This window comes from Streptomyces krungchingensis, from assembly GCF_054729265.1.
This window is the reverse complement of the sequence record NZ_JBPUKY010000001.1, coordinates 3,887,926-3,910,670: the sequence shown is the minus strand read 5'-3', so window position 1 is coordinate 3,910,670 and position 22,745 is coordinate 3,887,926. Positions and strand designations below refer to the sequence as shown.

27 protein-coding genes are annotated in these 22,745 nt (G+C 70.2%); 18 read left to right on the top strand and 9 right to left on the bottom strand.

Going from position 1 to position 22,745, the window contains the following annotated elements; genetic code table 11:
- Window positions 1–56: 56 nt before the first annotated feature.
- Together ACSYGO_RS17365 and ACSYGO_RS17360 are read left to right on the top strand one after the other, a co-directional pair.
- Window positions 57–1,292 (top strand): sensor histidine kinase, encoded by a 1,236-nt coding sequence (locus ACSYGO_RS17365; protein WP_432186623.1) that lies wholly within the window; start codon window positions 57–59, stop codon window positions 1,290–1,292.
- Window positions 1,292–1,951, top strand: a complete 660-nt coding sequence (locus ACSYGO_RS17360; RefSeq protein WP_460387013.1) for a response regulator — start codon at window positions 1,292–1,294, stop codon at window positions 1,949–1,951. Before ACSYGO_RS17365 ends, ACSYGO_RS17360 begins: the two co-directional genes overlap by 1 nt.
- A gap of 13 nt (window positions 1,952–1,964) precedes the next feature.
- On the opposite strand, the gene ACSYGO_RS17355 is transcribed toward ACSYGO_RS17360, so the two are convergent.
- Window positions 1,965–2,459 carry a GNAT family N-acetyltransferase gene (locus ACSYGO_RS17355; RefSeq protein ID WP_460387012.1) on the bottom strand — a complete coding sequence of 165 codons (495 nt, stop codon included), beginning with the start codon at window positions 2,457–2,459 and terminating at the stop codon, window positions 1,965–1,967.
- Between the two features lie 152 nt (window positions 2,460–2,611).
- Here ACSYGO_RS17355 and ACSYGO_RS17350 point away from each other — a divergent pair, with 152 nt between their 5' ends.
- The 7 genes from ACSYGO_RS17350 to ACSYGO_RS17320 all read left to right on the top strand — a co-directional run bounded on the left by ACSYGO_RS17350 (window position 2,612) and on the right by ACSYGO_RS17320 (window position 10,110).
- A complete protein-coding gene (locus tag ACSYGO_RS17350) occupies window positions 2,612–3,412 on the top strand; it encodes an SCO2525 family SAM-dependent methyltransferase (protein ID WP_432173421.1) in 801 nt (266 codons plus the stop codon).
- A 24-nt stretch (window positions 3,413–3,436) separates the two neighbouring features.
- A complete protein-coding gene (locus tag ACSYGO_RS17345) occupies window positions 3,437–5,275 on the top strand; it encodes an SCO2524 family protein (protein WP_460387011.1) in 1,839 nt (612 codons plus the stop codon).
- Between the two features lie 3 nt (window positions 5,276–5,278).
- Window positions 5,279–6,187, top strand: a complete 909-nt coding sequence (locus tag ACSYGO_RS17340; protein WP_432186620.1) for an SCO2523 family variant P-loop protein — start codon at window positions 5,279–5,281, stop codon at window positions 6,185–6,187.
- A complete protein-coding gene (locus tag ACSYGO_RS17335; protein ID WP_426680575.1) occupies window positions 6,184–7,149 on the top strand; it encodes an SCO2522 family protein in 966 nt (321 codons plus the stop codon). The genes ACSYGO_RS17340 and ACSYGO_RS17335 overlap by 4 nt, the downstream gene beginning before the upstream one ends.
- 1 nt (window position 7,150) lies before the next feature.
- Complete coding sequence (locus tag ACSYGO_RS17330) at window positions 7,151–8,119, top strand: SCO2521 family protein (RefSeq protein WP_432173424.1); 969 nt, start codon at window positions 7,151–7,153, stop codon at window positions 8,117–8,119.
- 43 nt (window positions 8,120–8,162) lie between these two features.
- Window positions 8,163–9,185 (top strand): DUF6879 family protein, encoded by a 1,023-nt coding sequence (locus ACSYGO_RS17325; protein WP_426680573.1) that lies wholly within the window; start codon window positions 8,163–8,165, stop codon window positions 9,183–9,185.
- 211 nt (window positions 9,186–9,396) lie between these two features.
- On the top strand, window positions 9,397–10,110 hold the full coding sequence (locus ACSYGO_RS17320) for a hypothetical protein (protein ID WP_426680572.1): 714 nt from the start codon (window positions 9,397–9,399) through the stop codon (window positions 10,108–10,110).
- Here ACSYGO_RS17320 and ACSYGO_RS17315 read toward each other — a convergent pair.
- Both ACSYGO_RS17315 and ACSYGO_RS17310 read right to left on the bottom strand, forming a co-directional pair.
- Complete coding sequence (locus ACSYGO_RS17315) at window positions 10,071–10,292, bottom strand: DUF397 domain-containing protein (RefSeq protein ID WP_460387010.1); 222 nt, start codon at window positions 10,290–10,292, stop codon at window positions 10,071–10,073. The two genes, ACSYGO_RS17320 and ACSYGO_RS17315, sit on opposite strands and share 40 nt — an antisense overlap.
- Window positions 10,274–11,107 carry a helix-turn-helix domain-containing protein gene (locus tag ACSYGO_RS17310; protein WP_460387009.1) on the bottom strand — a complete coding sequence of 278 codons (834 nt, stop codon included), beginning with the start codon at window positions 11,105–11,107 and terminating at the stop codon, window positions 10,274–10,276. Before ACSYGO_RS17310 ends, ACSYGO_RS17315 begins: the two co-directional genes overlap by 19 nt.
- A gap of 199 nt (window positions 11,108–11,306) precedes the next feature.
- Between ACSYGO_RS17310 and ACSYGO_RS17305 the strand changes: the two genes are divergently transcribed.
- The 6 genes from ACSYGO_RS17305 to ACSYGO_RS17280 are packed head-to-tail and all read left to right on the top strand — an operon-like array spanning window position 11,307 to window position 14,534.
- Window positions 11,307–11,450, top strand: a complete 144-nt coding sequence (locus ACSYGO_RS17305; protein WP_460387008.1) for a hypothetical protein — start codon at window positions 11,307–11,309, stop codon at window positions 11,448–11,450.
- Window positions 11,447–11,677: a hypothetical protein gene (locus ACSYGO_RS17300; protein WP_028804582.1), complete on the top strand. Its 231-nt coding sequence runs from the start codon at window positions 11,447–11,449 to the stop codon at window positions 11,675–11,677. The genes ACSYGO_RS17305 and ACSYGO_RS17300 overlap by 4 nt, the downstream gene beginning before the upstream one ends.
- 55 nt (window positions 11,678–11,732) lie before the next feature.
- The gene (locus tag ACSYGO_RS17295) at window positions 11,733–12,347 is read left to right on the top strand and encodes a DUF1266 domain-containing protein (RefSeq protein WP_460387007.1); all 615 of its coding nucleotides are present in this window, start codon (window positions 11,733–11,735) and stop codon (window positions 12,345–12,347) included.
- A gap of 22 nt (window positions 12,348–12,369) precedes the next feature.
- Complete coding sequence (gene recO / locus ACSYGO_RS17290) at window positions 12,370–13,119, top strand: DNA repair protein RecO (protein ID WP_095934181.1); 750 nt, start codon at window positions 12,370–12,372, stop codon at window positions 13,117–13,119.
- Window positions 13,120–13,155: 36 nt separating this feature from the next.
- Window positions 13,156–14,013, top strand: a complete 858-nt coding sequence (locus tag ACSYGO_RS17285; RefSeq protein WP_426680568.1) for an isoprenyl transferase — start codon at window positions 13,156–13,158, stop codon at window positions 14,011–14,013.
- 5 nt (window positions 14,014–14,018) lie between these two features.
- Window positions 14,019–14,534: a YcxB family protein gene (locus ACSYGO_RS17280; protein ID WP_426680567.1), complete on the top strand. Its 516-nt coding sequence runs from the start codon at window positions 14,019–14,021 to the stop codon at window positions 14,532–14,534.
- An 87-nt stretch (window positions 14,535–14,621) separates the two neighbouring features.
- On the opposite strand, the gene ACSYGO_RS17275 is transcribed toward ACSYGO_RS17280, so the two are convergent.
- The 4 genes from ACSYGO_RS17275 to ACSYGO_RS17260 are packed head-to-tail and all read right to left on the bottom strand — an operon-like array spanning window position 14,622 to window position 17,755.
- Entirely contained in the window at window positions 14,622–15,047 is a 426-nt protein-coding gene (locus ACSYGO_RS17275; protein ID WP_426680566.1) for a Fur family transcriptional regulator, read from the bottom strand.
- A gap of 58 nt (window positions 15,048–15,105) precedes the next feature.
- Entirely contained in the window at window positions 15,106–16,008 is a 903-nt protein-coding gene (locus tag ACSYGO_RS17270; protein WP_426680565.1) for a metal ABC transporter permease, read from the bottom strand.
- Window positions 16,008–16,787 (bottom strand): metal ABC transporter ATP-binding protein, encoded by a 780-nt coding sequence (locus ACSYGO_RS17265; RefSeq protein WP_345642207.1) that lies wholly within the window; start codon window positions 16,785–16,787, stop codon window positions 16,008–16,010. Before ACSYGO_RS17265 ends, ACSYGO_RS17270 begins: the two co-directional genes overlap by 1 nt.
- Before the next feature lie 5 nt (window positions 16,788–16,792).
- Entirely contained in the window at window positions 16,793–17,755 is a 963-nt protein-coding gene (locus ACSYGO_RS17260) for a metal ABC transporter solute-binding protein, Zn/Mn family (RefSeq protein WP_432173426.1), read from the bottom strand.
- Window positions 17,756–18,027: 272 nt separating this feature from the next.
- On the opposite strand from ACSYGO_RS17260, the gene ACSYGO_RS17255 reads away from it, so the two are divergent.
- Window positions 18,028–19,410 (top strand): glycine--tRNA ligase, encoded by a 1,383-nt coding sequence (locus ACSYGO_RS17255; protein WP_426680563.1) that lies wholly within the window; start codon window positions 18,028–18,030, stop codon window positions 19,408–19,410.
- A gap of 92 nt (window positions 19,411–19,502) precedes the next feature.
- Here the strand turns inward: ACSYGO_RS17255 and ACSYGO_RS17250 are convergent, their stop codons facing one another.
- A complete protein-coding gene (locus tag ACSYGO_RS17250; RefSeq protein ID WP_426680562.1) occupies window positions 19,503–20,558 on the bottom strand; it encodes a chitinase in 1,056 nt (351 codons plus the stop codon).
- Between the two features lie 217 nt (window positions 20,559–20,775).
- On the opposite strand from ACSYGO_RS17250, the gene ACSYGO_RS17245 reads away from it, so the two are divergent.
- Both ACSYGO_RS17245 and ACSYGO_RS17240 read left to right on the top strand, forming a co-directional pair.
- Window positions 20,776–21,780 carry an aldo/keto reductase gene (locus ACSYGO_RS17245; RefSeq protein ID WP_426680561.1) on the top strand — a complete coding sequence of 335 codons (1,005 nt, stop codon included), beginning with the start codon at window positions 20,776–20,778 and terminating at the stop codon, window positions 21,778–21,780.
- 26 nt (window positions 21,781–21,806) lie between these two features.
- Entirely contained in the window at window positions 21,807–22,394 is a 588-nt protein-coding gene (locus ACSYGO_RS17240) for a TetR family transcriptional regulator (protein ID WP_426680560.1), read from the top strand.
- Between the two features lie 52 nt (window positions 22,395–22,446).
- On the opposite strand, the gene ACSYGO_RS17235 is transcribed toward ACSYGO_RS17240, so the two are convergent.
- Window positions 22,447–22,653, bottom strand: a complete 207-nt coding sequence (locus tag ACSYGO_RS17235; protein WP_028804569.1) for a hypothetical protein — start codon at window positions 22,651–22,653, stop codon at window positions 22,447–22,449.
- Window positions 22,654–22,745: the final 92 nt, after the last annotated feature.

The window sequence follows — 22,745 nt, the reverse complement described above, 5'->3', positions numbered from 1 at the left end:
TGGTCGTACGTCCCCGGGACGATGCCCGCGTGCACGGGCACACCTACGATCACCGCATGCACGTGACGCCGCCCCTTCCCCTGCTCAAGCGTGTGCCGCCCGGTGCCTGGGTGGCCGTGGCCTGGTGCGCGAGCGCCGTGTTCACCTTCCTCGCACGTCTGCGGCTGCCCGGCGAGGAGGCCCCCAGCGAGCAGGTCGCGGCCCAGTTCTTCCGCTGGGACGGCCTGTTGATCCTGGCGATCGCCTGCGCGCTGGCCCTGGCCGCCGGCCGTCAGCTGTCGCGCCGGCCTCTGACCGCCCTCGCCCTGCTGCTGACGGCGGCAGCCTTCGTGACGACCAACCTGGCCGTCGGGGCGATCCAGTTGGCGCAGTTCCTCGCCGTCGACGTCGCGCTCTACTTCGTCGCGGCCGGCCGTCCGCGCCGCACCGGTGTCGTCGCGCTCGGCATGTCCCTCGGCGTGCTGGTGGCCTGGCTCGCGGTGCGGCTGGCGTGCGGATGGGGCGTCGGCACGCTGGCGGGTCTGACCGTGGCGCTCACCGCCGTGGTCTCCTGGCTGCTCGGGGACGCCTCGCGCCGCACCCGCGAGTACGCGGAGACGCTGCGCGTCCGTGCCGCCGCCCAGGCCGTCACCGACGAACGTCTGCGCATCGCCCGCGAGATGCACGACATGGTCGCGCACAGCATCGGCATCGTCGCCCTCCAGGCCGGGGCGGCGGCCAGGGTCGTCCACACCCGGCCGGACGCGGCGCGCGAGGCGATGACGGCGGTGGAGACGGCGGGCCGCGAGACCCTGGCGGGGCTGCGGCGCATGCTGGTCGCGCTGCGCGAGGCCGACCGGTCCCGGGGCCCCGGCACCGGTCCGTCCCCGGACGAGGAGGCATCGCGGCTGCGTCCCGCGGAGGGGCTCGCCGACCTCGACCGGCTGGCCGCCGTCACGACGGCCGCGGGGGTGCGCGTGGAGGTCAGCCGGCGGGGCGAGCCGCGCCCGCTCCCCGCGGACATCGACCTGTCCGCGTTCCGCATCGTCCAGGAGTCGGTGACGAACGTCGTACGGCACGCGGGCACGACGGCCTGCCGGGTGACCGTCGACCACCGCGACGACGAGGTCGTCGTCGACGTCACGGACGACGGCCGGGGCCGGGGCAGCACCACCGACACGGGCTTCGGGCTCCTCGGCATGCGGGAGCGGGTCGCCCTGCTGCACGGCGAGTTCAGCGCCGGACCCAGGCCCGAAGGCGGCTTCCGGGTGACGGCCCGCCTTCCGCTCCGCGCCACGGCGGTGGCGCCCTGATGCCGGTCCGCGTGGTCCTCGCCGACGACCAGCAGCTCATCCGCACGGCCCTGCGCATGGTCATCGCCGACATCGAGGACGTCGAGGTGGTGGGCGAGGCCGCGAACGGCGAGGAGGCGGTGACCCTGACGGCCGAACTGAGCCCCGACGTCGTCGTCATGGACATCCGTATGCCGGGCATGGACGGCATCGAGGCGACGCGCCGGATCACCGGGGGCGACGGGGAGTCGAGGGTCGTCGTCCTCACCACGTTCGACGACGACGACTACGTGTACGGGGCGCTGCGCGCGGGCGCGTCCGGCTTCCTCGTCAAGGACATGGCGCTGGACGACATCATCGGCGCCGTCCGCGTCGTGGCGGCCGGCGACGCCCTGATCGCACCCGGCGTCACCCGCCGTCTCATCCGCGACTTCACCGCGGTCCGCACCGAACAGACCCGGGCACACCGGGAGTTGAAGGGCATCACCGACCGGGAGCGCGAGGTCCTCACCCTGGTCGGCACGGGCCTGTCCAACACCGAGATAGCCGAGCGGCTCTTCATCAGCGTGGCCACGGCGAAGACCTACCTCACCCGCCTGCTGTCCAAGCTGGACGCCCGGGACCGGGTCCAGCTGGTGATCATCGCGTACGAGGCGGGGCTGGTGTCCGTGGACCGGTGAGCCCTCCCTCGCGTCACAGACGCAGCATCATCAGGAGCCGGTGCTCGCCCGGCCCGAAGTAGTCCTCCCGTACAGCGCCCTGGTGCACGAAGCCCAGCGATCCGTACAACGCGATCGCGGCGTCGTTGGCGGGTTCCACGCTGAGCCACACCTCGCTCACGTCACGGCCGCGCAGCTTGTGGAGCGCTTCGCGCATGAGCTGCCTGCCCTGGCCCTGCCCCCGCAGATCCTTCGTGACGCCCAGGCCCAGGACCCAGCTCTCCCGACGGCCCGGTTGCGTCGCGCTCAGTACGTATCCGCAGAGGGACGAGCCGTCGTCGAGCACGAGAAAGTCCTGGGCGTACACGTCGAGGAACTGGCGCAGAACGAAGTAGGGGTAGGTGAAGTCCGGGAACAACTCCGCGTCGAGGTCGTGCAGGGCGGACAGGTCGGCCTCGCAGGCCGGCCGTATCCGCAGGCGCCGAGAGGGGGACGACGAAGGGAGCGGCTCCCAGGGAAGGGCGGGCATCCGGACAGCATCGCGTGGCGCGATATGGCCCTTCAAGGGGTGGTCGGCAGTTGTATTGCTGACTGCCCCAGTGCGCCCCCCATGCATCGTGTGTCGATTCGGATCATGCCTGAAGGGCGTCCGGTTCCACTACGTGGTTGATACCTTGTGGCATGGATTCGAGATCGCCGGGGGACGGTATTGATCAACTGAATGCGGACGTCGCCTGGGACACGTTCGACCCCGCGGCGTACATCGATCACAACTACCGCCACCTGCTTGCCGAGGACCAGGAGATCGTTTCCGTCGTCCGGCGCCATTTCTCCGATCACTTCCGTAGAAATCCGGGCCGCCGGATCACGGGAATCGACGTGGGTGCGGGGGCCAATCTCTATCCCGCCCTGTCCATGCTTCCCTGGTGCGAAGAGATCACGTTGCTGGACCGTTCGGCCGCGAACGTGGGCTACCTGAAGAGCCAGGTGGAAGGGTACGACGCGAACTGGGACCAGTTCTGGGACGTCCTGTGCGAAGACGCGTCGTACACCGCGCTCGGCGACGACCCGCGGGTACGGTTCCGGCAGGTTGTGCGGGTCGAACAGGGCGACCTCTTCGACCTGGCCGGTCGCCGGGGGAACTGGTCCATGGGCACCATGTTCTTCGTGGCCGAGTCGCTGTCCACCTCCCGCGCGGAGTTCCAGGGAGCGGTGGACAACTTCATGCGGGCCCTGGTCCCCGGAGCGCCCTTCGCCGCCGCGTTCATGGAACATTCCTTGGGATACAGCGTGGGAGACAACCACTTCCCCGCGTGTGACATCAGTGAATCGGACGTGCGGGAGAGCTTCGGGAGATACGCGGGAAAACTGGATACATGTCCTATCGGGGAACCGAATGTGGTACGCGAAGGATATTCGGGAATGATCGTGGCCTGGGGCCTGCGTGATCCCGACGCCTCCGCGGAGGATCCGGCGGGATGACGTCATCTCTGAGGGGGGATAGGGGTGCGGATCAAGCCGCGTCAGCACCTGTTGGACATATGGCGGGCGATGGCCCGGAATTCTTTCGACGGGGGTGAATGGTCCTGGGGCAAATGGGGCGGTCTCAGTAGCGTGGCCGATGCGGAGCGCTTGCTCTGCCTCATGTATCCGGCCACCGAGATCCCGGGATTCCGCCTGGACGACCCGGATCTCACCCAGGACGACGTCGTAAGGGCTCTGGAGGGAGCCGGCGGACGGACGGAGATCCCCGTGCTCCTGATGGGGGCCGTCGCCGACTTCATGCGCGCGCACACCGGCCACGACGGGAGGCCCACGTTCGCCGGCGGCCACTACTTCGCCTCCGAGGACGGCGGCCGGGAACTCACCGCCGAGCAGCGGGAGGTCGAGGTGGTGGACTCCTACTCGATGTCCGTCACCCTCTGCCTCGCCACCCTCGGATTCCTCAGGGTGTACGGGACGAACACGGCCCGCAGGGACGTGCTGCACCTGATCGAGGAGCTCAGGAACGCCTGCGGCAAGCGGCTCACCGCCGCGATGGTCGGCCTGCTGCGCTCCTTCACCGTCAAGGTCTTCGACGAGGGATCCCCCGAGGGACGCACGCTGTGCGAACTCCTCGGCCAGGGGCAGCTGCCCGCGCGCCTCGTCCCGCAGAAGTTCCAGCGCCGTTTCAGAGCACTCCGCACCACCCTCGGTGAAGATCTCTTCCTGGGCGTCGACGTGCACGAGGCTCTTCGTGACGAAGGCCGGCTCTTCGAGTGCGGCTGGGCCTGGAGCCTGGTCAAGGACGCGCCCCGGGTGGACGTGGACACGGACATCGGTGTGCAGCCGGACGGCATCGCCGCCCCCGTCCCGCATCTCCACTTCACGGTCGTGGCCCTCGACGGCATCCAGGACCTGTTCTCCGACCGCACCCTCACCCTCGGCCTGCTCGACGGGGAACAGCAGAGGCTTGCCGAAGCCCTCCGTCTGCGGTGGGAGATCACTCAGCGGTACTGGTCGGGTGTCGCCCGCTTCACCGACGAGCGCTGGCCACTGGAGGACATCCCCTGGCGGACCACGGGCCGGCAGCTGGAGTCCTCCTACCTCTCGCTCTCCGTCGCCGCCATCCTCGTCCAGGACCTGGTGCGCCGCCGGGCCACGGACGAGGACCTCACCCGCACCGTCGCCGTGATGGAGCGTCTCGCGGACCGCGGCCGCATCACCACGCGGATGACCCGTGAGGACGCGGCCCTCGCACTCCATCGTCCGGGAGTCGCACTGCCCCTGGAAGGCAGTGAGGCCCTGGGGCCGTCGATGCGATGGACGATGACCGACTTCTCGGCCCAGCTGCTCAAACGGACGGTCCAGCTCTGCGCTCTGTCCCGCAACCTGCCCGCGTACGACCGGCTGGTGCGGCTCGCGGAACACGTCTTCGAGCACGTGTGGCAGCGCCGCATGACGGAGGGCGAGGGCGCAGGCCTGTGGGACGACGTCCAGGCCGTCTACCCGGAAGCGCCACGTCAGGAGGACCCTCCGTCGTGGGCGGTCACGGAGCGCGTCACCGAGTGCATGGTCGCCGCCCATCACCTGTACGAGCAGAACCCGATCCGCAGCGCGGAACTCGCCTCTCTGGCACGTGGTCTGCTCAGTGAGGCCACCCATCTTCTGGGCCGCGAGCAGCTCCAGGCGGAGCCGACCGCGGGCGGTCAGCGGGGCCGGGCACTGAAGCGCGCCGAAGTCACCCTGCGCCGCGCGGACCGGATCCTCGACGAACTGCCGGGCACGGCCTACGCCTTGACCGTGTCGGTGCTCAGCGAACTCGACGCCCTGGCCCAGGCCAGGCACGACGGCCAGGGGGTCTGAACGGTGATCGTCTTCGCCGCCTCCGACAAGGGAGGCACCGGCCGTTCCGTCACCAGTGCGAACCTCGCCTATCAGCGGGCACTGGGCGGAGACGACGTGTGCTATCTGGATTTCGACTTCGGCTCGCCCACCGCCGTCGCCGTCTTCGACGTGCCCGGAGCGCCGCGTGGTGACGGCCTGCACGCGTATCTGACAGGGCACACCGGTGAACCGCTCCGCCTGGACGTCTGGAGGCTGACCGAGCACGCGGTCCTGCGTCACAAGCCCAACGGGGCGGGCCGTCTCGTCCTGCTCCCCGGGGACGGCGGTGGCGGCGAGTTCGCCACGGACCAGGAGGTCGTCCAGCGCTGCGCGGATCTCATGCTCCGGCTGAACAGCGAGTTCGACCTGATCATCGTGGACCTGAGTGCCGGCCGCAGCTACGCGGTGGACATGGCTCTCGAAGTGACCGCGCGTCCGGAGATGCGTGGTGTCGAGACCCGGTGGCTGGTCTTCCACCGCTGGACCCGACAGCATGTGAAGGCCGTGCACGGGCTGGTGTTCGAGGAGTTCGGCATCCTGGAGGCAGGGGAGGAACGAGGACACGACAGGGACGCGCTGCGCGACGCCGTCCGCTTCGTCCGGGCCGCGGTGCCCGATCCCGATTCGCCGTTGTGGTCCCACGTGTCTCCCGCACAGTCCGCCTGGATGCGCGCGTGCGACGAGACCTTGCGGCGGCTGGCCGCCGAGCTGGGCATCGGTGACAGCAGGGTGCTCGGCACCGTCCCGCTGGAACCCGTCCTGCAGTGGAGGGAGCAGCTCATCACCGACGCGGACGTCGTCTCCACCCAGATCGCCAACAAGGAGACCCTGGAAGCCTTCACGGAGCTGGCCCGACGACTGACCGACGACACGTACTGGGGGCAGCTGTGACCGAGCACGTCTTCCGGGAGACCACCGCCGAGCCCAGCACACGGTCCGTGCCGCTCTCGCACCTGTCCCTGGAGCTGGGCCACCTGTACATGGAGGACATCGAAGGCGGCCCCGAACGACTGCGACAGCACTTCGAGCGGGTACGGCCCTGGGTGGACGCGGCCCGCGCGGACGCGGGCATCGGCATCCGGGGCAGATCCCCCCGGATCAGCACCTGCTTCCTCATCGACGACTACTTCACCCGCTTCTCGTCTCCCGCCGAGCTCGTCCCGCTGGTGCTCGGCGAGGCCGCGCGGGCCGGACTGGTCATCGACTACCTGGCCAGGGAGTCCGGTTGCGCCGTCGCCGACAAGGTTCCGCTGGCCGAGTCCGTCTCCCAGCGCCTCGTCGAATCGCCGCCGCCCGGCACCTACGGTCAGCGACCGCCCGTCGGCGAGACCGGCTGGCTCGCCAACGGCGAACGCGTCCAGCACTCCAGGACCACCCGGGCGATGTCGGCCGCCGTGGAGTGGCGGCCGCCTCGCGAGACCGCCGCACGACGGCACTCGGTCTTCCTCGACGTCGAACTGTGGGACTACGACAGAGACGGGCGCCGCACCTGGTCCTGCCCCTTCCTCGCGGCCGTCTGGCAACTGGCCAGGCTCGGCCTGCTCCGCAACGAGGGCGAGCCCGTGCTCAGCCCGCGCCCGTGGGACTCCGGCACCTTCCCCCGCGACTGGGACGACATGCCCCCGCTGCTCCGGCTCAACACCGCCGCCGCTCCCTTCAGCGCCTACCGCACCTGTTCGGTGCTGCCCGCCCGGTTCCTGCCCGTCGAGCACGCGGTGCGCGTCGTGCTGGATCAGACGGACGTGGACAGCGGGGCCCTGCGGCAGATCACGGAGCGCTCCCGGCACGAGGGCGCGTCCGTGCCGGACGCCGTCGCGGACCGCGTCGCTTACGTCTTCTACCGGGGGCTGTGACATGCGGCCCCCGACGAACACGGCGGCCGCCGTGCTGGCCTGCGGCGAGGTACGCACCGGGCTGCTGCCCTCCTTCCAGCCCCTGGACTCCCGGGCCGCGGCCCATCTCCTGCAACTGCGCGCCGACGAACGGGTACTCGTCTCCGAACGGCCCCAGTTGTACGCGCTCTCGCCGGACACGCTGACGGGCGTGGACTGCCGGCTGCCCGCCGCCGACGGCGCGAAGGTGCGCGTGGTCGGCACCGTGGCCGCGCGTGCCGCGCTCACCGAAGGACGCGTCCTCCAGGCCACCGCGTACTTCCGGACCCCGTCCACGGGCCCGGACCGACGACAGCCGTGGGGCCACTACCTGGTGCGCCCCGGAGTGCTGGAGCCCTTCGGGAAACTGTCCGAACAGGCCGTCGCGACCGGGTTGTCGCGGGGACCGCAGAAAGGGGAGCTGGATCTCGGACTGATCGCCGAGGGCCTGCTCACCCGACTGTGCAGACACCCGCTGCTCGACCACAAGGCCCCCTTCAAATCCGCGGGCACCCGGCTGCGCTGGGTGGCGCGGCGCGCCCCGGACGGCGAAGGTCCCTCGCTCACCCGCTTCACCCTCGCCGAGGACCAGCTGCGCATCGTGGAACTCCGCGTACCGGCCCCGGAGGAGGCGTCGGCGGTCGCGGGTCTGTGCGAGGACCTGGCGCTGCACGACTGGCTGCTGACATCCGTCGTGCGGATGCTGGACAACAGCCGGCTCGGGGCGACGGGCGGAGCCGCGGCCGTACTGGCGCTGCGCCCGGCCGTGGACCATCTGCTCCATCTGTGGATGCCGGCGGCACGAGTGGACCGGACCCTGAGCCCCTTGTGGGAGGTGCTTGAGCGAGAGCCCGGATTCAGCCGCCAATGGCAGAGCCTGGTCCAGCGCATCAGGGACCAACTGGCCCTCCAGGCAATACCGTTGCTGCGCGAGGCACTGGCATCGCGCTGAGCGGAGCTATCCCAGTATCGATCCCGGCGGGGGAGACACAGGAATGGACGGATCGTCAGGGGCGTCGACACCGGCACCGGGCTCGGCGTCCACGGAGGGCCTGCGCATACCGCCGGTCCTGCTGAAGACACTGGTCACCGCGATCGTGGCCACGATCGCCTATGTGATCACCAATCTGATCGACCAGGAGCAGGACAAGCTGTGGCAGATCGCCGTGTCCGTCGTGATCGGCGGGGCGACCCTGATCGTCCAGTACATGATCGAGTTCGAGCGGCGGCTGACCCAGGTGGTGGGCGGTCAACGCACCCACGCCGATGACGTCGTGGACCGCCTGACCGCCCACCACGGCGAGATGCAGAACCTGGTCGACCAGAAATTCGCCGACATCAGTGAGGCGACCGAACTCTTCTGCGAGCTCGACCGGTCGGTCCTGCGCTCCGACGGGGTGCCGCGGCTGGCCCGGAGCGCCACACGCGTCACCTCGTTGGGCCACGGGCTGGTGAGTGCCTTCGCGCACGAGGAGATCGACCGCCTCGCGTCGATGATGGAGAACCTCACGTCGCTGAGCACCGACTGCCCCGGGGAGAACCACGACTGGCTCATGGCGCTCACGAAGTGCGCCAAGGTCACGATGGACGCCACCAGCAGCTTCGTGGAGCGTGACTACTGGAACAGCGAGCCCGCGCTGCGCTATCTGCAGGCGCAGGCGGATGCGATGCAGCAGCGGGGGATGAGCATTCGGCGACTGTTCATCGTCCAGCGGCCGGAGCACGTCGACAACGATCTGCGCCGGCTGTGCGAGTCGCAGAGCGACATCGGCATCGAGACGCGGGTGGTGACCGTCTCCGAACTCCCGCTGAGAGTCCGACGCGGCACGACGAACGACTTCGTCATCTTCGACGACGCGCTCTGCTACGAAGTCGAGCCGGACCTGCTGCAGATGAACGCCAAGACCACGCTGAACGCGCGCGAGGACCACGTCAGGCAGCGGATCAAGCGGTTCGCGGAGCTCTGGGACGTGGGTGAGAGCGTCGCGGGCAACCCCACGGCGTCCACCGGTACTTGAGGGCCATGCGGTCACCGGTCCGATGAACTCCACCCTGCCCTGGCGGCCCGGACGGACAGCCGGGACCGTGGACCGGCGACCGCGGCCTCCAAGGGGACGAATCGTTTCGGCATGATCTATTCCGTAGATTTGGGTGAAAGTCGCACAAGTCAGGGGCCTGGGCGGCAATATGGCCTGATCTTCCGCCGAACTACGGACCCGAGGCCGCTCCATGACCACACCGCAGTCCCCGACGGACCCCTACGCGAGGCGGCAGCATCCGCCGCACCAGGGGCGCCCGGCCGCAGGATCGGGGGACTCCCACCGCACCGCGCTCGTCGTGGCCCTGATCGGTGCCGCCGCCACCATCGTGGCGGCGCTGATCGGATTGTTCGTGCAGCTCAGCGGGGACTCGGAGCGGCGCGACGCCGACTCGTCGGTCAGCGGCGCGTCGCCCACGTCCGGTGCGTCCGGCGCGCCCGGTCCCGGCACGTCCAGTGCGCCCGGTCCGTCCGGCCCCTCCGGCCCGTCCGCGACGCCCACCCCGTCCGCGACGCCGACCACCCCGTCGGCGGCCCCGGCGCTCGCCGGCATGCCGGAGGCGTTCCTCGGGCGCTGGCAGGGGTACGCCGAGGAGCTCGACGCCTCCGAGACCGATCACTACCGGGTCACCCTGGAGCTGAACCAGGGCTCCCCGCGGGAACAGGTCGGCAGCATCCACTACGCCATGGAGTCCTCCGACTGCTACGGCGTCGTCACGCTGACCGCGGTCGGCGGCAGTGACCGCCTGACGCTCGGAGAGGACATCCAGTCGGGCAACTGCGTGAAGAACGGCCGGATCACCCTCACGCTGCGGGCCGGCGACACCGTGGACTTCGCCTACGAGTCGACCAAGCGTGACGGCACTCAGCAGTCCGTGCGGGCCGGCCTGGACAGGGTCGCCTGATGAGCCACGAAGCCGGCCCAGGCGGCTGACGGGAAGACCAGAGCGGGGCCGTCCGGGACCTTGCTGTCCCGGACGGGGACGACGCCGGGGACTCCGGCGGCCACCTCTACGCAGCTGCCGCCGTTGTCGTCGCTGTAGCTGCTCTTGCGCCACTGGGCGAGGCTCAGGTCGTACTCGCGCATCGTCTGTGGTCCTCCGCCGCCGACTCGATCAGGGCCAGGGACGCCTCCCGTGGCAGCGCGGCGGCCCTGAGCAGATCGTATGCTCCGCGCACCCGCTTCACCAGGGCCGGATCGTCCAGCAGGGTCCCTGAATACACCGCCTCTGTATAGGCAGTTGGCGGGGCCTCCTCGAACTCCATGAGCTGCACCATGCGGCCCATGAGGGGGTAGGCCCCGACCGCGTAAGGCAGTGTCTGCACCAGCACCTTCCGCCGGCGAGCCAGGGACGCGACGTGGTCGAGCTGCTCGGCCATCGCGGCGGAGCCGCCGACGGGGATCCTCAGCACGTGTTCGTGCAGGATCGCCCAGTACTCGGGCGGGGTCGCGCCGTCCAGCACCCGGGCCCGCTCCCGACGCGCCTCGATCTTCTCCTCGATGCTGTCGTCGGAGGCGAACGGGTTGCCCGCAAGCATCACGGCGCGGGAGTAAGTCGGTGTCTGGAGAAGCCCCGGCACGAGCGTCGGCGCGAACTCGCAGATCTTCGTCGCCGTCCGTTCCAGTTCGACGACCTCCGCGAAGTATTCCGCGTACCGCTTGTCGTCGATGAGTTTCCGCCATGTGCGTTCGAAAAAACCCTCGGTTTGCAGGATTTCGTCGATTCGCCGGGCCACGTCCAACTGGGGTTTGCGAATCGCTTGTTCGAACTGGCCGATGTATCCGCCGGAAACGAAAACCCGTGCCCCCAACTCCACCTGGGTGAGTCCGGCATCCTCCCGGCGCCGTTTCAACTCCGCCCCGAAGAACTCCCACGCCGCCTGCCGCGAACCGTTGGCCATGGCCAACCCCCTTGTACTGCCGGGTACTTGCAGTGCACAGACTCCTGCCGAGTGTAGGCGCGCGGCGTCACCATCGAGAGGTGAAGAGTGAAAGAGGAATGGGAAGGGGAGCAGGGTGACGGCAGAACACGGACCACTCGGGGGACGGCACTCGGCGCGTTGCGTCGAAGAGGCGGAGGAAACAGTGAGGGAATTGCGGATGGCACTCGCGAACGCGGGAATCACCTTGCCGTCACTCCGGCTGGACGCGGCATCCCTCGCCCGCGAGGCACCGTGCCCGCGCGTCGAACTGGGCGGCGGCTCCGCCGAGGTCGCCGCCCGGCTCGCGGCGGCGCTGCGATGAGGCCGCCGCGGCAGCAGCCGCCGGTCGGCTCGTACGCCGTCGACACGCGCACGGGACGGGTGGGCCTGGTCATGGGACACGAGGGCCCCTACGTACAGCTCAGACCGCTCGGCGGCGGGAGGGAGTGGGACTGCGACCCGGACGCGGTCCGCGGAGCCACCGCCGCGGAGCGGCTCAGCGCGGCGACCGCGTACGCCAACGCGCGCAGCCGCGGTGAGGTCCCTTGAAGGGGCGGCGCGGGGGCGGCGGGGAGGAGAACCGCGTGACGTAGGGTGCGGCCGCATGGCGATATGGAACCGTCGCGGCCGGAAGGTCACGCGCAAGTACCCCGTTCCGCTCACCATGCACCAGTTGTGGATGGTGTCGCTGAGCGCGCCGGTGAACCGGGACCGGGACGCCTCCCGGACGACCCTGTACCCGTTCACCCGCATCGACGACGACAAGGCCCGGCGCTGGCTGGCCGACCAGTGGGAGATCACCTCGCGCGAGGCGCTGGCCGGCCGCCTCGACGGCCTGGCACGGTCCGGCTACCGCACGGGAGCCCGGCAGCGGCTCGGTGTCGAACCGCTGGCGTGGGACGCCGGACTGTACGTGGACATCTCGCGCAGGGGATTCGCGGCGGGCATGCTGAGCGAGGCCGAGGCGTGGACCGCGCTGAAGAACATCGTGCCGGCGGTGGTGCGGTCGTACGCCTCCTGGTCCGAGTACGCCGACCACTACCTGCTGGGCCGCATGGTCTGGCGCGACAACCTCCGAAGCCGCGGGGGCGAGGACCTCCCGGCACCGCAGGCCGTGTCCGACGCGCACCTGAAGTCCCTCCTGGACCCGGCGAACCGGGCCAGCCCCTGGAACATGGCTCCCTGGGAGGCGATCGGCCGCCCCGACCACGGACGCTGAATCCGTACGGGAGAATGGGCCCATGAGTCTGTTCCGCGACGACGGCATCGTGCTGCGCACCCAGAAGCTGGGTGAGGCGGACCGGATCATCACGCTGCTCACCCGCGGTCACGGACGGGTACGTGCGGTGGCCCGCGGTGTCCGGCGCACCAAGTCGAAGTTCGGCGCCAGGCTGGAGCCCTTCTCGCACGTCGACGTGCAGTTCTTCGCGCGCGGCAGTGAACTCGTCGGGCGCGGGCTGCCGCTGTGCACGCAGAGCGAGACGATCGCTCCGTACGGTGGCGGGATCGTCACCGACTACGCGCGCTACACCGCGGGCACGGCCATGCTGGAGACCGCCGAGCGGTTCACCGACCACGAGGGGGAGCCGGCCGTGCAGCAGTACCTGCTGCTGGTCGGCGGGCTGCGCACGCTCGCCCGCGGCGAGCACGAGCCGCATCTCGTCCTGGACGCCTTCCTGCTGCGCTCCCTCGCGGTGAACGGCTACGCGCCGAGCTTCGGCGACTGCGCGAAATGCGGCATGCCGGGTCCGAACCGGTTCTTCTCGGTCGCGGCGGGAGGTTCCGTCTGCGTCGACTGCCGGGTGCCCGGCAGCGTCGTACCCTCGGCCCAGGCCCTGGAACTGCTCGGGGCGCTGCTCACGGGAGACTGGGAGACCGCGGACGCGAGCGAGCCGCGGTACGTCAGGGAGGGCAGCGGGCTGGTGTCGGCCTATCTGCACTGGCACTTGGAGCGCGGACTGCGTTCCCTTCGGTACGTCGAGAAGCAGTGACAGCAAGCGCAAGCAGCAAGAGGAGACGAGAAGCACATGGCCGTACGCGGGATCCTGGGACGCCAGCGCCGCGAGTACCAGTCGCCCGAACCACACCCGTCAGGCGCCCGCGCGCCGAAGCTCCCCGGTGAACTGGTCCCGGGCCATGTGGCGATCGTCATGGACGGGAACGGCCGGTGGGCCAAGGAGCGCGGACTGCCGCGCACCGAGGGGCACAAGGTCGGCGCCGAGCGTGTGGTGGACGTGCTCCAGGGCGCGATCGAGATGGGCGTCGGGGCGATCTCGCTGTACGCCTTCTCCACGGAGAACTGGAAGCGCTCGCCCGACGAGGTGCGCTTCCTGATGAACTTCAACCGCGACTTCATCCGCAAGACCCGCGACCAGCTCGACGACCTCGGCATCCGGGTGCGCTGGGTGGGCCGGATGCCCAAGCTGTGGAAGTCCGTCGCCAAGGAGCTCCAGATCTCCCAGGAGCAGACGAAGGACAACGACCGGCTCACGCTGTACTTCTGCATGAACTACGGCGGCCGTGCCGAGATCGCCGACGCGGCGCAGGCCATGGCGGAGGACGTGAAGGCCGGACGGCTCGACCCGTCGAAGGTCACCGAGAAGACGTTCGCGAAGTACCTCTACTACCCGGACATGCCGGACGTCGACCTGTTCCTGCGGCCGAGCGGTGAGCAGCGCACCTCCAACTACCTTCTCTGGCAGAGCGCGTACGCCGAGATGGTCTTCCAGGACGTGCTGTGGCCCGACTTCGACCGGCGTGACCTGTGGCGTGCGTGCGTCGAATACGCCTCGCGCGACCGCCGCTTCGGCGGCGCCGTCCCGAACGAGGAGCTCATCGCGATGGAGGCGGCCATGAAGGGGCGGCCCGACGCCGAGGGCGTCTGACGCCGATGGACGAGGGGGAGCGCGTCGAGCTGGTGTACCGGGCCACGGCCGGGGAGTTCCGTGAGGCGCTGCGCGTCGCGGAGAACGCCTCGGCCGCCGGGCGCTGGGGCCGGCGCCTCCTGCTCGCCTCCGGCGTCCTCGGGGTGCTCGTCGGTGTGCTGCCGATGGCTCTCGGGGCCTCCGCCGATCCCCGGGTGGCCGTGATGCTCGGTGCGGCCGTGCTGGGCCTCGGGGTGCTGCCGTGGTGGCAGGCCCGGCTCGTCCAGCGGCGCGCCGCCGCCCGGGGCGAGTACCGGGCCGTGGTGGACGCGTGGGGGGTGCGGGTCACGCACGAGCGGGGCAGCCGGCTGACCGGCTGGCCGCGGATGGCCCGCTACGCGGAGACGCGCCGTTCCTTCGTCCTGCTGGGTTCCGGGCCCGAGGCGCCCGCCTCGATCCTGCTGCCGAAGCGCGGGGCCGGCAGCCCTCTGGACGTCGAGAGGCTGCGCTCGATCCTCGACCGCAACCTCACCCGCGTCTGACCGGCCCACCTCCTCGGCCGCGGTCCGGATCCCGCCCGAAACCCGTCCGGCTCCCGTGTCAGGGGCGGCGGCCCGAGGCGGGCGGCGTCAGTCCTTGGACGACGGGCACTGCGCACAGTCCGCGCACGTGCCGAAGATCTCCACGGTGTGCGCGACGTTCACATAGCCGTGCTCCGTCGCGATCGACTCCGCCCACTTCTCGACGGCCGGGCCCTCGACCTCGACGGCCTTGCCGCACACGCGGCACACCAGGTGGTGGTGGTGCTCGCCCGAGGAGCAGCGGCGGTAGACGGACTCGCCCTCGGTGGTGCGCAGGACATCGACCTCGCCCGCGTCGGCGAGCGACTGAAGGGTGCGGTAGACGGTGGTGAGCCCGACCGAGTCACCCTTGTGCTTGAGCATGTCGTGGAGCTCCTGAGCGCTGCGGAACTCGTCGACCTCGTCGAGAGCCGCCGCCACGGCGGCACGCTGCCGGGTGGAACGGCCCCGAACGGGCGATCCAGCGGTTGTCACCGTTGCCTCCTCACGTCTGCCCTTGCCCGGCCATTGTGCCAGTCCGGGCTGTGCCCGGTCAGACGCCGACGTCCGTCCGCTCACCCCGCGTGGCCGGAATCGCACACTCCGCGGGGTCGCCCGAGGCCTGTGCCGCCGCTGCCGCGCGGGCCCGTCGGCGGGCCAGCGGAGTCGCCAGCGCCGTCAGCGCGATGAACGCGCCGATCGTCAGCAGCACGATGGTCGCGCCGGGCGGCACGTCCTGGTAGTACGACGTCACGGTGCCGCCGATGGTCACGCTCACCCCGATCGCCACGGCGATGGCGAAGGTGGCCGCGAAGCTGCGGCTCAGCTGCTGGGCGGCGGCCACCGGGACCACCATCAGCGCGCTCACCAGGAGCAGTCCGACCACCCGCATGGCGACCGTCACGGTCACCGCGGCCGTGACCGCGGTCAGCAGGTTCAGGGCGCGCACCGGCAGGCCGGTCACCCGCGCGAACTCCTCGTCCTGGCTGACCGCGAACAGCTGACGGCGCAGCCCCAGGGTGACGAGCACGACGAACGCGGCGAGCAGGCAGATCGCCGTCACGTCGGACTCCGAGACGGTGGACAGCGAGCCGAAGAGGTACGAGGTCAGGTTGGCGTTCGAGCCGCCCGGCGCGAGGTTGATGAACATCACGCCGCCCGCCATGCCGCCGTAGAACAGCATCGCGAGGGCGATGTCGCCGCGCGTCCTGCCGTACCAGCGGATCAACTCCATCAGGACGGCACCGAGCACCGAGACGGCCGTCGCCATCCACACCGGCGAGGTCGACAGGAGGAAGCCGAGGCCCACTCCGGTCATCGCGACGTGGCCGATGCCGTCGCCCATCAGGGCCTGGCGGCGCTGCACGAGGTAGATGCCGACGGCGGGCGCGGTGATGCCCACCAGGACGGCGGCGAGCAGGGCCCGCTGCATGAAGGCGTAGTCGAGGATCTCCATCAGCTCAGCAGTCCCGTCCGGATCGGTTCGGCGTCGTGAGCCGCGTGCGGGTGTACGTGGTCGTGGCCGGGCAGCGCGTGCTGGCCGACCGCCCGCGGGGGCGGGCCGTCGTGCAGGACGCAGCCGTCGCGCAGCACGACCGCACGGTCGATCAGCGGCTCCAGCGGACCCAGTTCGTGCAGGACGAGGAGGACGGAGACGCCCTGCGCGACCTGCTCGCGCAGGGTCGCGGCCAGTACCTCCTGGCTGGCGAGGTCGACGCCCGCCATCGGCTCGTCCATGATCAGCAGCTCGGGTTCGGAGGCCAGCGCGCGGGCGATCAGCACGCGCTGGTGCTGGCCGCCGGAGAGCGCGTCGACGGGGTCCTTGGCGCGGTCGGCCATGCCGACGAGCTCCAGGGCGCGCCGTACGGCCGCGTGGTCGGCCTTGCGCAGCACGCCGAAGCGGGCGCGCGACAGCCGGCCGGACGCCACGATCTCGGCGACCGTCGCGGGCACGCCGCCGGCCGCGGTGGTGCGCTGCGGCACGTACCCGACGCGCTTCCAGTCCCGGAAGCGGTTCCGCGGGGTGCCGAAGATCTCGATGTCGCCGCCGCTGACGCCGACCTGTCCGATGATGCTGCGCACGGCGGTCGACTTGCCGGAGCCGTTGGCGCCGAGCAGCGCGACGACCTCGCCGCGGTGCACGGCCAGGTCGATGCCGCGCAGGACCGGGCGCGAACCCAGCCGGGCGGTCACCTGGCGCAGGGATATGACGGGCTCGCTCAAGGCTTCCTCCATGGCGGTCACTTGGCGCCCAGGGCCGTCTGGAGCGCCTTCAGGTTCGACTCCATGACCTGCACGTAGTCGTCGCCCCTGGACTTGTCGGTGATGCCCTCGATCGGGTCGAGGACGTCCGTCTTCAGGTGGGCGTCGTCGGCGATCGTCCGGGCCGTCTTGTCGCTCACGAGGGTTTCGTAGAACACGGTGGTGACGCCGTCGGCGCGGGCCATCTCCTCCAGCCCCTTCACACGGTTCGCGCTGGGCTCCGACTCCGGGTCCAGGCCGTTGATGGCCTCCTCGGTGAGGCCGTAGCGCTCGGCGAGGTAGCCGAAGGCGGCGTGGGTGGTGATGAAGACCTTGGTCCCGGTGTTCTTCAGGCCGTCCGTGAAGCGGGTGTTCAGCGCGTCCAGCTTCTTCACCAGCGCCTCGGTGTTCTTCTGGTAGTCCGCCGCGTGGTCGGGGTCGGCCTTCACGAAGGCCGAGCCGACACCCTTGGCGACCTCGGCGTACTTCACCGGGTCGAGCCAGATGTGCGGGTCGCTGCCGCCGCTCTCCTCGCCCTCGCCGTGGTCGTGGGCCGCGGCGTGCCCACCGACCTCGTTGCCGTGCTTCTCCAGGGAGGTCAGCGACGCGGCGTCGATCTTGGTCTTGACCTCGGACTGCGCCACGGCGTCGTCGACGGCCGGCTGGAGGTTCTTCAGGTAGAGGACGGCGTCCGCCTCCTGGAGCTGCGCGGTCTGCCGCGCGCTGATCTCCAGGTCGTGCGGTTCCTGGCCGGGCTGGGTCAGCGTCGTGACGTTCACGTGCGTCCCGCCGATCTGCTCGGCGAGGTACTGCATCGGGTAGAACGACGCCACCACGTCGAGCTTCCCCCCGCCCTTGCCGCCGGCGGAGGCCGAGCCGGAGCAGGCGGAGAGGGTGCCGAGACCGAGGACGGTGGCGGCGGCCACGGCGGTCCCGGATATGAGGCGTCGCTGTACGTTCATGACAGTCATTTTCAACAAACTTGGAAACGGTTGTCAACAAGCGCTCCGACGGGCCCCGGGGGGACCCTGGAGGGAGCGGTTCCGGAAGCCCTGGTGAGCGGATCAAACAGCAGCAAGCGGCAGGAAGCGGCCGGGACCGCGAACCGATTTGATACAGGGGTGGGCCGCGCCGGTAACCTGAAGCATTCGTCCGCCCGTCTCCCGATCTCCACCCCTCACCGAGGCGCTCCGCGCCGCCCCCATCCATCTCCGTTCGTAATGAAGAGAGCACCGTGGCCGCCGACAAGATCGACACCATCGTCAGCCTGAGCAAGCGCCGTGGCTTCGTTTTCCCCTGTAGTGAGATCTACGGCGGCCAGCGCGCCGCCTGGGACTACGGCCCGCTGGGCGTCGAGCTCAAGGAGAACATCAAGCGCCAGTGGTGGCGCTACATGGTCACCTCCCGTGAGGACGTCGTCGGTATCGACTCGTCGGTGATCCTGGCCACCGAGGTCTGGGTCGCGTCGGGTCACGTCGCCACCTTCACGGACCCGCTCACCGAGTGCACCTCCTGCCACAAGCGCTTCCGCGCCGACCACCTGGAGGAGGCCTACGAGGCGAAGCACAACCGCCTCCCGGAGAACGGCCTCGCGGACATCAACTGCCCCAACTGCGGCAACAAGGGCCAGTTCACCGAGCCCAAGCAGTTCTCGGGCCTGCTGTCCACCCACCTCGGCCCCACGCAGGACAGCGGCTCCGTCGCCTACCTGCGCCCCGAGACCGCGCAGGGCATCTTCACCAACTTCTCCCAGGTGCAGACCACCTCGCGCCGCAAGCCGCCGTTCGGCATCGCGCAGATGGGCAAGTCCTTCCGCAACGAGATCACGCCCGGCAACTTCATCTTCCGCACCCGCGAGTTCGAGCAGATGGAGATGGAGTTCTTCGTCAAGCCGGGCGAGGACGAGAAGTGGCAGGAGTACTGGATGCAGGAGCGCTGGAACTGGTACACCGGCCTCGGCCTGCGCGAGGAGAACATGCGGTGGTACGACCACCCGCAGGAGAAGCTCTCCCACTACTCCAAGCGCACCGCGGACATCGAGTACCGCTTCCAGTTCGGCGGCAACGAGTGGGGTGAGCTGGAGGGCGTCGCCAACCGTACGGACTACGACCTCTCGGCCCACTCCAAGGCCTCGGGCCAGGACCTGTCGTACTTCGACCAGGAAGCCGGCGAGCGCTGGACCCCGTACGTCATCGAGCCCGCCGCCGGTGTCGGCCGCGCCATGCTCGCCTTCCTCCTCGACGCCTACGTCGAGGACGAGGCGCCGAACGCCAAGGGCAAGATGGAGAAGCGCACCGTGCTCCGCCTCGACCCGCGCCTGTCGCCGGTCAAGGTCGCCGTGCTGCCGCTCTCCCGCAACCCCGAGCTGTCGCCGAAGGCCAAGGGCCTCGCGTCCGCGCTGCGCCAGCACTGGAACATCGACTTCGACGACGCCGGCGCCATCGGCCGCCGCTACCGTCGCCAGGACGAGATCGGCACGCCGTTCTGCGTCACCGTCGACTTCGACACCCTGGACGACAACGCCGTCACCGTCCGCGAGCGCGACTCCATGAAGCAGGAGCGCGTCTCCCTCGACCAGATCGAGGGCTACCTCGCCGCGCGTCTGATCGGCTGCTGACCGCGCCCCGCGCCTGATCGGCCGCCGGGCCGCACGCCCGGCCCGGCGCGCACGAGCCCCCGGTTCCACACGGAACCGGGGGCTCGTCTCGCTCAACGCCCCTGCAGTGCCTTGACGTTGTCGCCGAACGTCCAGTTCTTCGAGCCGTCCCAGTTGATCGACCAGGTCATCAGGCCCTTGAGGGACGTGCCGTAGTGCCGCCACGCCTGGGACACCAGGCTCGGCGACATGTAGCCGCCGCCCGCGCCCGACTGGGCGGGCAGGCCCGGGACCTGCTTGTCGTACGGCACCCTGATCGTGGTGCCCTGGACGACCAGCCCCTTGTTCAGGCAGTCGGTCTGGGCGGTGAAGCCCTGCACGGTGCCCGCGGAGTACGAGTCGCCGGAGCAGCCGTACATGCTGCCGTTGTAGTACTGCATGTTGAGCCACCACAGGCGTCCGTTGTCCGCGTACTTCTTCACGATCGGCAGGTATGCGCCCCAGATCGACCCGTACGTGATGCTGCCGCCCGTGACGTAGGCGGTCTCCGGCGCCATGGTCAGGCCGAAGTTCGACGGCATCCGGGACAGCACCCCGTCGATGATCCGGATCAGGTTGGCCTGCGACGTGGACGGCTGACCGATGCTTCCGCTGCCGACGAGACCGGTCTCGATGTCGATGTCGATGCCGTCGAAGTTGTACTTCTTCAGGATCGGCACGATCGTGTCGACGAAGCGGTCGGCGACCGTGGACGAGCTGAGGTCGATGCCCGCGGCGGCGCCGCCGATCGACAGCAGGATCGTCTGCCCGGACGCCTTGGCCGCGCACATCTCCGCCGGCGTCGCGACCTTCACGCCCGCGTCCATGCCGTCCTCCCACAGCGCCGTGCCGTCCGAGCGGATGACGGGGAACGCGGCGTTGATCACGTTGTAGCCGTGCGCGGCGATACGGGAGTCGGTGATGGGGGTCCAGCCGAAGGGCGGGTGGACGCCGTTGGACGAGCCGTCCCAGTTCTCCCAGTACCCCTGGAGGACCTTCCCGGTGGGGCGGGACTTCACGGCGCAGGTGTCGGCGGCGGACGCGCCGGGCGCGCCGGCGATGGTCATGAGCTGTGCGAGACAGGCCGCCGCGAGTGCGGCGCCCAGCAGACGGAGTTTCCGGCGGATCATGCGGGCCTCCCGGGTGGGGGTACGGCGAGGTGTCCGTGGAGCTGGCAAGAGATGTCGTAGGCATGACAGTGCTCGCGGTCCAGACCTTTCGTCAATAGGTCTGGACCAAAGTGGCGGCGGGGTGGGCTGACAAATGACAGATGACAGATATTGAAATCTGTCATCTGTCATGTCAGGCTGGGGACGAACCACCCCCCTCGGGACACAAGGAGTCCTCATGCGCACCCGCACCCTCGGAACCACCGGCCCCCAGGTCTCCGCCCTCGGCCTCGGCTGCATGGGCATGTCCGCGCTGTACGGCGACACCGACCGGGCCGAGTGCGTCGCGACGGTCCACGCCGCGCTCGAAGCGGGCGTGACCCTGCTCGACACCGGCGACTTCTACGCCATGGGCCACAACGAGATGCTGATCGGCGAAGCGCTCCGCTCCGCCCCGCCCGCCCTGCGCGAACAGGCCCTGACCAGCGTCAAGTTCGGTGCGCTGCGCGACCCGGACGGCGGCTGGACGGGCTTCGACGGCCGCCCCGCCGCCGTGAAGAACTTCGCCGCCTACTCGCTCCAGCGCCTGGGTGTGGACCACATCGACGTGTACCGGATCGCGCGGGTCGACCCCGACGTGCCGATCGAGGAGACGGTCGGCGCCATCGCCGAACTGGTCCAGGCCGGGCACGTCCGGCACATCGGCCTGAGCGAGGTCGGCGCCGACACCGTCCGCCGGGCCGCCGCGACCGCGCCCGTCGCCGACGTCCAGATCGAGTACTCGCTCATCTCCCGCGGCATCGAGCGGGAGATCCTCCCGGCCGTCCGGGACCTGGGCATCGGCATCACCGCGTACGGCGTGCTGTCCCGCGGGCTGATCTCCGGCCACTTCACGGCCGACCGGCAGCTCACCGCGAACGACTTCCGGGCCATGAGCCCCCGCTTCCAGGGCGAGAACCTGCGGCACAACCTCACGCTCGTCGAAGCCCTGCGGAAGATCGCCGAACAGAAGGGCGTCAGCGTCGCGCAGATCGCGATCGCCTGGGTGCTGTCGCGCGGCGAGGACATCGTGCCGCTCGTCGGCGCGCGCAGCCGCGACCGTCTCACGGAGGCGCTGGGCGCCCGCGACGTCACGCTCGGCCCGGACGACCTCGCCGCGATCGAGGAAGCGGTGCCGGCGGGCGCCGCCGCGGGCGACCGCTACCCGGCGGCCCAGATGGCACACCTCGACAGCGAACGCTGACGGCACCGGCAGGTACGGTCTTCGTCATGGCACCGACCTCCGAGACCCTGACCGCCGAGCGCATCCTCGCAGCCACCGAGGAGGTGCTGCGCCGCCACGGCCCGGCCAAGGCCACCGTGGTGGACGTGGCCCGCGCGCTCGGCGTCAGCCACGGCAGCGTCTACCGCCACTTCCGCACGAAGGCGGCGCTGCGGGAAGCGGTCACCCAGCGCTGGCTGGACCGCACGTCCGAGGCCCTCGCCGGCATCGTCGCCGAGGACCGCGACCCCGCGTCGCGGCTGCGCGACTGGTTCACCGGTCTGTTCGCGGCCAAGCGCAAGAAGGCGGGCGACGACCCGCAGCTCTTCGCCACCTACACGGTGCTGATCGGCGAGAACAGCGCGGTCGTCGAGCGGCACATCGCCGACCTCACCGGCCAGCTCACCGAGATCGTCCGGGACGGCGCCGCGCGGGGCGTGTTCGACGCCGCCGACCCCGCCGTCTCGGCCCGCGCCGCCTTCGACGCCACAGGCCGCTTCCACGATCCCTGCTACGCCCGCGAGTGGGAACAGCCGGGCATCGAGGCGGACTTCGAGGCGGTCGTCGCCCTGGTCCTGCGCGGCCTGCGCGCCTGACCCGCCGGGCGCCCGGCCCCCGGGCCGCCGGACGCCCGGCCTCGCGTCCCCCTCACGCGTCGGCCGGATCCACCGTCGCCTGATGCGCCTCGGCGAGATGTTCCTCCGCCTTCAGCCACGGGAGGAACTGCGCACCCTTGCGCCAGCCGCACGTGTCGCATCTGATCGTCCGCTGCACGCCCGCGCGTTGCACATGGACGACATGCTCCCGACCGTGCTGGTCCCAGCGGCTCACCTTGCTCGTGTTGATCTGAAGCATGACGCCCTCCAATGACAGCGCTCCGCTCGTGCGCTTAGGAGTGTGCAGCAAGGAGAAGATCAACGGGGTGTCTTCGGCGGCGAGTTGAACTT